The following is a 9,453-nucleotide window of genomic DNA, read 5'->3' on the forward strand; positions in this document are numbered from 1 at the left end:
CGCGGCCGCGCAGCAGGGCTCGCCGCTCGCCCAGGCCGGCACCGCGACCACCGCCGGCGCGGCCGCCGCCGAGGCCAGCCTGGCACCGCGCGTCGGCTCGCAGGAATGGGGCGACGCATTCAGCCAGAAGGTGGTGTTCCTCTCGAACGCGCATCAGCAGACCGCCGAGCTGTCGCTGAACCCGCCCGACCTCGGCCCGCTGCAGGTGGTGCTGCGCGTGGCCGACAATCACGCCCACGCGCTGTTCGTCTCGCAGCATCCGCAGGTGCGCGAGGCGGTCGAGGCCGCGCTGCCGAAGCTGCGCGAGGCGATGGAATCGGGCGGCCTGAGCCTGGGCAGCGCCAACGTCAGTGACGGCGGCGGCGGATTCGCGCAGCAGAACGCGCAACAGCAATCCTCGGGCGCAGCCGGGACGCGACGCGCGGGCGCCGCGTACGGCGCGTCGTCGGGCGGCGACGCGCTCGCCGGGCCCGCAGGCCCGACGTCCAGCGTCGCGACGCAGCAGCGCGTCGGGATGGTCGATACCTTCGCGTAAGCGCCTCCGCCCGGTTTCCTCTCGCCTGGGCGCTCAGTTGCCGGCGGCGGCGCGAACCGCGGCCGGCGCGGGCGCCTGCGCCTGCATCGTCCCGGCGGCCGTCGTCGACGCCACCGCGAGCGGCGCCGAGCCGCTCCGGCGCGCGGCCGCGATGAACTCCGCGGCGCGCTCGCCGATCATCACCGAAGGCGCGTTGGTGTTGCCGCCGATCAGGGTCGGCATCACCGAGGCGTCGACCACCCGCAAACCTTCCACGCCACGCACGCGCAACTGCGTATCGACCACCGCGCGCGCATCGCTGCCCATCCGGCAGGTGCCGACCGGGTGGTAGATGGTGTCGGCGCGCTCGACGATGGTGGCGCGCAGCCTTGCATCGTCATCCGAAGGATCGGTATAGAGCTCGCGCCCGCCTTGCGAGGCCAGCGGCTCGGCGGCGAGGATCCGCCGCATCGCCTTGGCGCCCGTCATCAGCAGGTCCAGGTCGCGCTCGTCGCTGAAGAAGCGCGGGTCGATCAGCGGCGCCTCGCGCGCATCGCCGCTCGCCAGCTCGACCGTGCCTCGGCTCTTCGGGCGCAGCGCGCAGACGTGCAGCGAGTAACCGAAGCCCCAGTGCATGTGGCGGTTGTGATCGTCGACCAGCGCGGTGCAGAAATGCAGTTGCAGGTCGGGACGATCGAGCCCCGGCTCGCTCTTGAGGAAGCCGCCCGCCTCGGCCACGTTGCTCGACATCATGCCGTCGCGCTTCGAGAACCAGCGCAGCAGTTGCGGCGTCATCTTGGCCAGGCCGCGCAGGCAGATGCCCACCAGCTCCGAGGAATCGACGCGCTTGTTGATGATGAAGTCGATATGGTCGATCAGGTTGCGGCCGACCTCGGGCGCGTCGTGCAGCACCTCGATGCCGTGGCGGCGCAACTGCTCGGCCGGGCCGATCCCCGAGCACATCAGCAGTTGCGGCGAGTTGAACGCGCCGGCTGCGACGATCACCTCGGCGCGCGCGCCGATCGTCTCGAGCTTGCCGCCGCGCCGCGCCAGCGTCACGCCGTTCGCGCGGCGGCCCTCGAAGCCGATGCGCAGCACGGTCGCGTCGGTGATGATGTCGAGGTTGGGGCGCGGCTGGTCGTAGAGATAGGCGCGCGCCACGCTGCAGCGCGCGCCGTCGCGATGCGTGACCTGGTAGAAGCCGACGCCTTCCTGCTCGGCGCCGTTGAAGTCGTCGTTGAGCGGATAACCGGCCGAGTGCGCGGCATCGATGAATCGTTGTGCGAAGGGATTCCGGAAGCGCAGGTCGGATACCGTCAGCGGGCCGTCGGCGCCATGCCACTCGTTCGCGCCGCGCTGGTTGCCCTCGGCGCGCCGGAAATACGGCAGCACGTCGCGCCAGCCCCAGCCTTGGCAGCCCAGCGTTTCCCATTCGTCGTAGTCGAGCGGGTGGCCGCGCGTGTAGATCATCGCGTTGATCGCGCTCGAGCCGCCCAGCCCGCGCCCGCGCGGCTGGTAACCGCGCCGCCCGCCGAGCCCGGGCTGCGGCACCGTCTGGTAGCCGTAGTTGGTGCCGATCCTGTACGGCACCAGCGCGGCGATGCCGACCGGCATGTTGACCAGCAGGTTGCGCTGGTTGCTGCCGCCGGCCTCGATCAGGGCGATGCTGGCGTCGGGACAGGCGTCGGCCAGGCGCGCCGCGAGGCTCGCGCCGCCCGATCCACCGCCGACGATCAGATAGTCGTACTGCATGTCATGTCTCCTTCATGTCATGATCAGCGACCCGTGCCGATGCGCATCCAGCACTTGTAATGTTCGCGCATTGTAGGAACGCGGCGCGCGCCGCGGCGCATCGAATCAAGAGCGATTCCTCTAAACGGGGCCGCCGTCCGGCCTTAAGATGGCCGGATTCGCCTCGCGCGGCAGCGAGCGACGCCAAGCCGTCGCCGGCCGCGAAATGGGAGACACAGGCATGGATCAGCACGTTCCGGCGGCGACGCATCGCGTCACCAATCAGGCTCCGCCGCTCACCGACTACAACGCGTTTGAAACCGACCTCGCGCTCGCGGCCGCCGTCGAGCGGCACGGCGCGGGCTGGCATCAAACGGCACTCTCGCGGCACGGCGCGGCGCTCACCACCGCCGACACGCTGGCGCTGGCCGAACTCGCCAATCGTCATACGCCCGAGCTGTCGACCCACAGCGCGCGCGGCGAGCGCATCGACGCGCTCGAATTCCACCCGAGCTGGCACCAGTTGCTGGCCCTGTTGCGCGGCGAGGGCCTGCATGCGCTGCCCTTCGCCGAGCCGCGCGCCGGCGCGATGGCCGCGCGCTGCGCCGGCTACTTCCTGCACGCCCAGCTCGAATCGGGCTCGCTGTGCCCGCTGACCATGACCTTCGCGAGCATCCCCGTGCTCAAAAAGGAACCGGCCCTATTCGAGACGCTGCGCGAGCGGCTCTACACGCGCGAGCACGATCCGCGCGACATCCCGCTGGCGGGCAAGCGCTCGATGATGATCGGCATGGGCATGACCGAGAAGCAGGGCGGCTCGGACGTGCGCAGCAACGAAACGCGCGCCTGGCCGCTCGGCGCGGGCGGGCGCGGCCAGCCCTATCGCCTGGTCGGCCACAAGTGGTTCTTCTCCGCGCCCCAATGCGATGCGCATCTGGTGCTGGCGCGCACCGACGAGCACGCCGGCATTTCCTGCTTCTACGTGCCGCGCTTCTCGCCCGACGGCAGCAAGAACGCGGTGCAGGTGCAGCGCCTCAAGGACAAGCTCGGCAACCGCTCGAACGCGAGCAGCGAGGTGGAATTCCTCGATGCCTACGGCGTGATGGTCGGCGAGGAAGGGCGCGGCGTGCCGACCATCATCGAGATGGCGAACATGACGCGGCTCGACTGCGTGATCGGCAGCGCCGCGCTGATGCGGGCCGCGCTGGTGCAGGCGATCCATCACGCGCGGCACCGCAGCGCCTTCGGCCGGCTGCTGGCCGAGCAGCCGCTGATGCGCAACGTGCTGGCCGACCTCGCGATCGAATCGGAGGCGGCCACCGCGCTGTTCATGCGCCTGGCCGACGCGGTCGAGCACGACGACGGCAGCTCGGCCGAGGCGCGCGGCTGGCGCCGCATCGTCACGCCGGCCGCCAAGTTCTGGGTCTGCAAGCGTGCGCTCGAATTCACCGGCGAGGCGATGGAAGTGTGGGGCGGCAACGGCTACGTCGAGACCGGGCCGATGGCGCGCTTCTATCGCGAGGCGCCGGTCAACTCGATCTGGGAAGGCTCGGGCAACGTGATGTGCCTGGACGTGCTGCGCGCCGTCGAGCGCGAGCCCGAATCGGCCGCGGCCCTGGTCGCCGCCTGGCGCGAGGCCGCCGCCGGACATCCCGAGCTGCTGCGCGCGATCGACCAGTTGCTCGATGCCTTCGCGCTGCCGGCCGAGGAACGCGAAGCCTCGGCGCGCCGCATCGCGCAACGCATCGCGCTGATCGCGCAGGCCTCGCTGCTGATCCGCCACGCACCGGCCGCGATGGCCGATGCCTTCATCGCGACGCGCCTGGGCGCCGCGAGCCACGACACGGGACGCGTCTACGGCACGCTGCCCGCCTTCGACCACGGCGCGCTTCTCGCGCGCGCGTTCCCGGCCTGACGTTCGGCCGCCAGCCTGCCTGCCAAGGAGCAGACGATGAAGAACGACCTGCCCGGACTCGCCACGCTCGACGCGCTGCTGCACGACCAGCGCGCCGCCTACCTGCGCGCGCCCTACCCCTCGTGGGACACGCGCGCGGGCCATCTGCGCGCGCTGCGGGCGATGCTGATCGACAATGCCGACGCGCTGGCCGAGGCGATCAATGCCGACTTCGGCCATCGCGCCAAGCAGGAGGTGCTGCTCTCCGAGATCTGGATGGCCAAGGAGGAGATCGACGAGGCGCTGCGCCACGGCAAGCGCTGGATGCGGCCGCGCCGCAAGCCGATGAACAAGTGGCTGAAGCCGGCGCGCGCCACCGTGATCCCGCAGCCGCTCGGCGTGGTGGGCATCGTGGTGCCCTGGAACTACCCGGTGCTGCTGGCCGCGGGCCCGCTGATCTGCGCGCTGACAGCAGGCAACCGCGCCATCGTCAAGATGTCGGAGCTGACGCCGCGCACCTCGGAACTGTTCGAAGTCCTGATCGCGAAGACCTACTCGCGCGATCACGTGGCCGTGGTCAACGGCGATGCGGAGATCGGCGCGGCGTTCAGCAAGCTGCCCTTCGACCACCTGCTGTTCACCGGCTCGACCCAGGTGGGCCGCCACGTGATGCGCGCGGCCGCCGAGCACCTGACGCCGGTCACGCTCGAGCTGGGCGGCAAGTCGCCGGCCATCGTTGGGCCCGGCGCGCGCTTCGACAACGCGGTCGACGCGATCGTCGCGGGCAAGACGCTCAACGCGGGCCAGACCTGCATCGCGCCCGACTACGTGCTGGTGCCGCGCGGCAAGGAGGAGGCCTTCATCGAGCGGGCCCGCGCGCGCGTGGCGCGGCTCTACCCCGATTTCGCGCACAACGCCGACTACACCTCGATCATCTCCGAGCGCCACTTCGCGCGGCTCGACCGGCTCGCGGCCGAGGCGCAGGACGGCGGCGCCACCCTGCATCCGCTGACCGAGGCGCCCTGCGATCCGGCGCTGCGCCGCTTCGCGCCGGTGGCGATCACGCGCGCGCCCGACCAGTCCGCGCTGATGCAGGAGGAGATCTTCGGGCCGCTGCTGCCGATCGTGCCCTACGACACGCTCGAGCAGGCGATCGCCTACGTGAACGCGCGCCCGCGCCCGCTCGCGCTCTACCTGTTCGAGGAATCGCGCGCCAACATCGATCGCGTGATGCGCGACACCATCTCGGGCGGGGTCTCGATCAACGAGACGCTGATGCATATCGCCTGCGGCTCGCTGCCGTTCGGCGGGGTCGGCGCGAGCGGGATGGGCGCCTATCACGGCTACGACGGCTTCGTGACCTTCTCGAAGATGAAGCCGGTGCTCACGCAGGCGCGCTTCAACGCGCGCAACCTGCTCGCGCCGCCCTACGGCAAGCGCTTCGGGGCCCTGATCAAGCTGATGCTGAGGTTCTGAGGAAAGGGATCGCCGGGAGGGATCGCGCTCGTTGCGCATGCAACGGCCGGCTCCCGGCGTCGAGACCGGATCAGACGGGCCAGAGCGGCCCTTCCTGCATCGCGCCGACCTGCTCGCGCAGCTCGAGCACGCGCTCTTCCCAGTAGCGATGGGTGTTGAACCAGGGGAAGGCCGCCGGAAAGGCCGGGTCGTCCCAGCGGCGCGCCAGCCACGCCGAATAATGGATCAGCCGCAGCGTGCGCAGCGCCTCGACCAGGTGCAGCTCGCGCGGATCGAATTCGCAGAAATCCTCGTAGCCGGCCAGCAGGTCGGCCAGCGCGCTGGACGCGCCGGCGCGGTCGCCCGGCAGCAGCAGCCAGAGATCCTGGATCGCGGGCGCCATGCGGCTGTCGTCGAAGTCGACGAAATGCGGGCCGGCGTCGGTCCACAGCACGTTGCTCGGATGGCAATCGCCGTGCGCGCGCAGCAGGCGCGTCTCGCCGGCACGCTCGAAAGCCGCCTCGACCCCTTCCAGCGCCAGCGCCAGCACGGTCCGGTAGGCCTCGCGCAAATCGACGGGGATGATCTCGTTGGACAGCAGGTAGTCGCGCGAGTCGTAGCCGAAGCTGCGGATATCGAGCACCGGCCGCTCGGCATAGGCCTGGGTGGCGCCCACCGCGTGGATCCGGCCGATGAAGCGGCCCAGCCATTCGAGCGTGTCGCGCCGGTCGAGATCGGGCGCGCGGCCGCCGCGCCGTTCGAACACCGAGAAACGGAAACCCTCGAATTCGTGCAGCGTGCGGCCCTCGAAGGCGCGCGCCGGCACGGCGGGAATCTCGCGCGCGGCCAGTTCGGCGACGAAGCCGTGTTCCTCGAGGATGGCCGCGTCGGACCAGCGTCGCGGCCGGTAGAACTTGGCGACGATCGGCTGGCCGTCCTCGATGCCGGCCTGGTAGACGCGGTTCTCGTAGCTGTTGAGCGCGAGCAGGCGCCCGTCGGTGCGCAGGCCGGCGGGGATCAGCACGCTGTCGAGCGCGTCGAGCACGCGCTCGGGCGTGAGGCCCGCAAAAGGAAGGCCGGCGCTGTCGCCGGCCGGGGTGGGTTCGGAATGGTCGTCGTGCATGGCCCGCATTGTGCCGCGCGCCGCGCCGCTTGACGAGTTCTCAGTGAATCGCGGCGCCCGCGGGCAGCACGGATTCTCCGGTGTCGATCAGGTCCTCGAGAAAGAAGGGCTCGGTGTTCAGTTCCTTCGAATCGCCCGGCACGCCCGCGTACCAGGTCACCATCGCCATGTCACCGAGGATGCGCTGGACGATGCCGCGAGCGCCCTTCGGTACGGCGATATGCGTAGTGCAGACAATCGAACCGACATGCATGATGTTTCCCCACTCAAAACCGACCGGATCGCCGGCCGCGAATACTGGAATGCGCCGCCCGGGGGCGGGACGCGTTTCCATTGTTAACCGATTCGCACTTCGATGGAATCGCGTCGCATGAAAACAAAATCGCGGCCAGCGCCGCGATCCGCCGGGTCGCCCCCCATTAGGGGGACGCTTCGGCCGCGCCGGAAAACGCTGCCGGCGCACGGCAATCATAACCCGAGTGCCGTGACGCTCCAGCAGAACACAAAAACATGCACTTCGCATGACGTTCGCATCGGCTGACGCGCCCGCGCGACAGCAACGGCAAGCCCGCCGCGCGCGCCGGCCGCCGCGGCTCGCGCGAGTCGGCGGCAACCGACGCGTTTCGGGCAAGCGGCGTATCGTTGCGGTTTGTCCGTTGCAGGGAGACCCCCAGCGTGAGCGCTTCACCCGGATCGCCGGAATCGGCCGCAGACAGCCGCCCGGCGCAGCCCGCCCCGACCGCCCCCTATCTCGAGCGCGGTTCGCGCGGCTACTGGCACGCGAGCATCGCCCTGCTGTTCGCCGGCTACGCGACCTTCTCGCTGCTCTACTACGTGCAGCCGCTGCTGCCCGAATTCTCGGGTGCCTTCGGGGTGAGCCCGGCGCAGAGCAGCCTCTCGCTGTCGTTCGCCACCGCCGCGCTGGCGCTGGCCATCTTCGTGGCCGGCTTCGTCTCCGAAGGGCTCAGCCGGCATCGCCTGATGACGCTCTCGCTGACGCTGTCCTCGCTGTTCACGCTGGCCGCCGCCTTCGTGCCGCATTGGCACGAGCTGCTGGTGCTGCGCGCGCTGACCGGTATCGCGCTGGGCGGCGTGCCGGCCGTGGCGATGGCCTACCTGGCCGAGGAGGTGCATCCGGACGGGCTGGGCCTGGCGATGGGGCTCTACGTGGGCGGCACCGCGATCGGCGGGATGGCCGGTCGCGTGATCACCGGCGTGCTGGCCGAGCTGTTCGGCTGGCGCATCGCGGTGGCGGGGATCGGCGTGCTCGGGCTCGCCGCGATGCTGGCGTTCCGCGCGCTGCTGCCGCCCTCGCGGCATTTCACGCCGCGCCGCGGGCTGGGCCTCGCGCATCATCGCAGCGCGCTGGCGCGCCACCTGCGCGGCCGCCGCGAGCTGCCCGTGCTGTTCCTGATGGCCTTCGTGCTGATGGGCAGCTTCGTCACGCTCTACAACTACATCGGCTATCGATTGCTGGCGCCGCCCTACGCGATGAACCAGGCCACCATCGGCGCGATCTTCGTGGTCTACCTGGTCGGCGTGTTCGCCTCGCCGTGGTCGGGCCGCATGGCCGACTCGATCGGGCGCGGGCGCGTGCTGATGGTCGGCATCGTGATGATGGGCCTGGGCGTGGCCCTGACCCTGCTCACCCCGGTCGCGGCGATCGCGGCCGGCATCGCCTGCATGACCTTCGGCTTCTTCGCCGGCCACTCGGTGGCGAGCGGCTGGGTCGGCCGGCTCGCCAGCCAGGGCAAGGGGCAGGCCGCGGCGCTCTACCTGCTGTCCTACTACCTCGGCTCGAGCGTGATCGGCTCGCTCGGCGGCCACGCCTGGAGCGCCTCGGGCTGGGGCGGCGTGGCCGCGCTGGTGGGCGCGCTGCTGGCGGTGGGCCTGGTCGCCGCGAGCTGGTTGCGCTCGCGCGAGCGCGCCGGCGCCGCCTGACGACGATCGCGGCGCCGCCGCTCGTGTAGCGGGCACGGCGCGAGGCCTACTCGCATTCGCCACTTGCCGAGCCCGGCCCCGATGCGCTAACGTGGCGTGTCATCCGTCCTTTTCGTTCATCGAACCATGCGGCCTGCCTTGCCCGCCCAGCTCACCGATTGCCTGCCGCCTTGCGCGCGGCGGCACGGGCGCGCGCAAGCGGCACCGCCACCTCCTGTCGATCCGCCGCGCATCGGCGCGCCGCCGCCGCATCGCGCGGCACGGCGCGGCTGAACCGCGCCGCAGCTTTCCCATCGGTCCCGTTCGTCCTGCCTGCGCGTCATTCGCGCGGCGGCGTCGCGCGCGGCCGTTTCCGGTTCCGATCGACAGGACACATCATGCGATTCGCACAAGGCGCGCTCGTCGCGCGTTTCACCACTTCCTCATTCGTGCTGCTGTGGAGCAGCGGCGCGATCTTCGCCGAACTCGGCGTGCGCCACGCCTCCGCGCTGGCCTTCCTGATCGCGCGTTTCGCGCTCGCCTCGCTGGCGCTGGCCGCGATCGGCCTGGCGCGCCGCCGCTGGCTGCCGCCGGCCGGCGGGCGGCGCATCACGGCGCTGATCGGCTTGCTGATGGGCCTGTATTCGATCGCCTACCTGCTCGCGCTCGAACACGGCATCACGCCGGGCATGCTGGCCACCTTGCTCGGCGCGCAGCCGATCCTCACCCTGGCGCTGGTCGAGCGCCGCTGGTCGGTGCCGCGCCTGGCGGGCCTGCTGCTCGCGCTGACCGGGCTCGCGCTGGTGGTCTGGCATG

8 protein-coding genes are annotated in these 9,453 nt (G+C 70.9%); 5 read left to right on the top strand and 3 right to left on the bottom strand.

Annotation, left to right across the window (positions count from 1 at the left end; all coding sequences use genetic code 11):
• The coding region (locus F3J10_RS32355) for a flagellar hook-length control protein FliK (RefSeq protein WP_167243797.1) at positions 1-535 on the top strand (535 nt) is incomplete at its 5' end.
• Positions 536-568: 33 nt separating this feature from the next.
• Here the strand turns inward: F3J10_RS32355 and F3J10_RS32360 are convergent.
• Complete coding sequence (locus F3J10_RS32360) at positions 569-2,266, bottom strand: GMC family oxidoreductase N-terminal domain-containing protein (RefSeq protein WP_167243798.1); 1,698 nt, start codon at positions 2,264-2,266, stop codon at positions 569-571.
• Between the two features lie 220 nt (positions 2,267-2,486).
• Between F3J10_RS32360 and F3J10_RS32365 the strand changes: the two genes are divergently transcribed.
• Entirely contained in the window at positions 2,487-4,160 is a 1,674-nt protein-coding gene (locus F3J10_RS32365; RefSeq protein ID WP_167243799.1) for an isovaleryl-CoA dehydrogenase, read from the top strand.
• Between the two features lie 36 nt (positions 4,161-4,196).
• Complete coding sequence (locus F3J10_RS32370) at positions 4,197-5,615, top strand: coniferyl aldehyde dehydrogenase (protein WP_025100312.1); 1,419 nt, start codon at positions 4,197-4,199, stop codon at positions 5,613-5,615.
• Positions 5,616-5,685: 70 nt separating this feature from the next.
• On the opposite strand, the gene F3J10_RS32375 is transcribed toward F3J10_RS32370, so the two are convergent.
• Positions 5,686-6,717, bottom strand: coding sequence for a serine/threonine protein kinase (locus F3J10_RS32375; protein WP_013699695.1), 1,032 nt, complete (start codon positions 6,715-6,717; stop codon positions 5,686-5,688).
• Between the two features lie 40 nt (positions 6,718-6,757).
• Positions 6,758-6,970: a hypothetical protein gene (locus tag F3J10_RS32380; RefSeq protein ID WP_017920817.1), complete on the bottom strand. Its 213-nt coding sequence runs from the start codon at positions 6,968-6,970 to the stop codon at positions 6,758-6,760.
• A gap of 422 nt (positions 6,971-7,392) precedes the next feature.
• Here F3J10_RS32380 and F3J10_RS32385 point away from each other — a divergent pair, with 422 nt between their 5' ends.
• On the top strand, positions 7,393-8,658 hold the full coding sequence (locus F3J10_RS32385) for an MFS transporter (protein ID WP_167243800.1): 1,266 nt from the start codon (positions 7,393-7,395) through the stop codon (positions 8,656-8,658).
• Between the two features lie 377 nt (positions 8,659-9,035).
• On the top strand, positions 9,036-9,453 hold a 418-nt coding region (locus F3J10_RS32390), incomplete at its 3' end, for an EamA family transporter (RefSeq protein ID WP_345791249.1).

This window comes from Burkholderia sp. Cy-637 (assembly GCF_011753175.1).
In the GTDB taxonomy this organism is placed as follows: Bacteria; Pseudomonadota; Gammaproteobacteria; order Burkholderiales; family Burkholderiaceae; genus Burkholderia; species Burkholderia gladioli.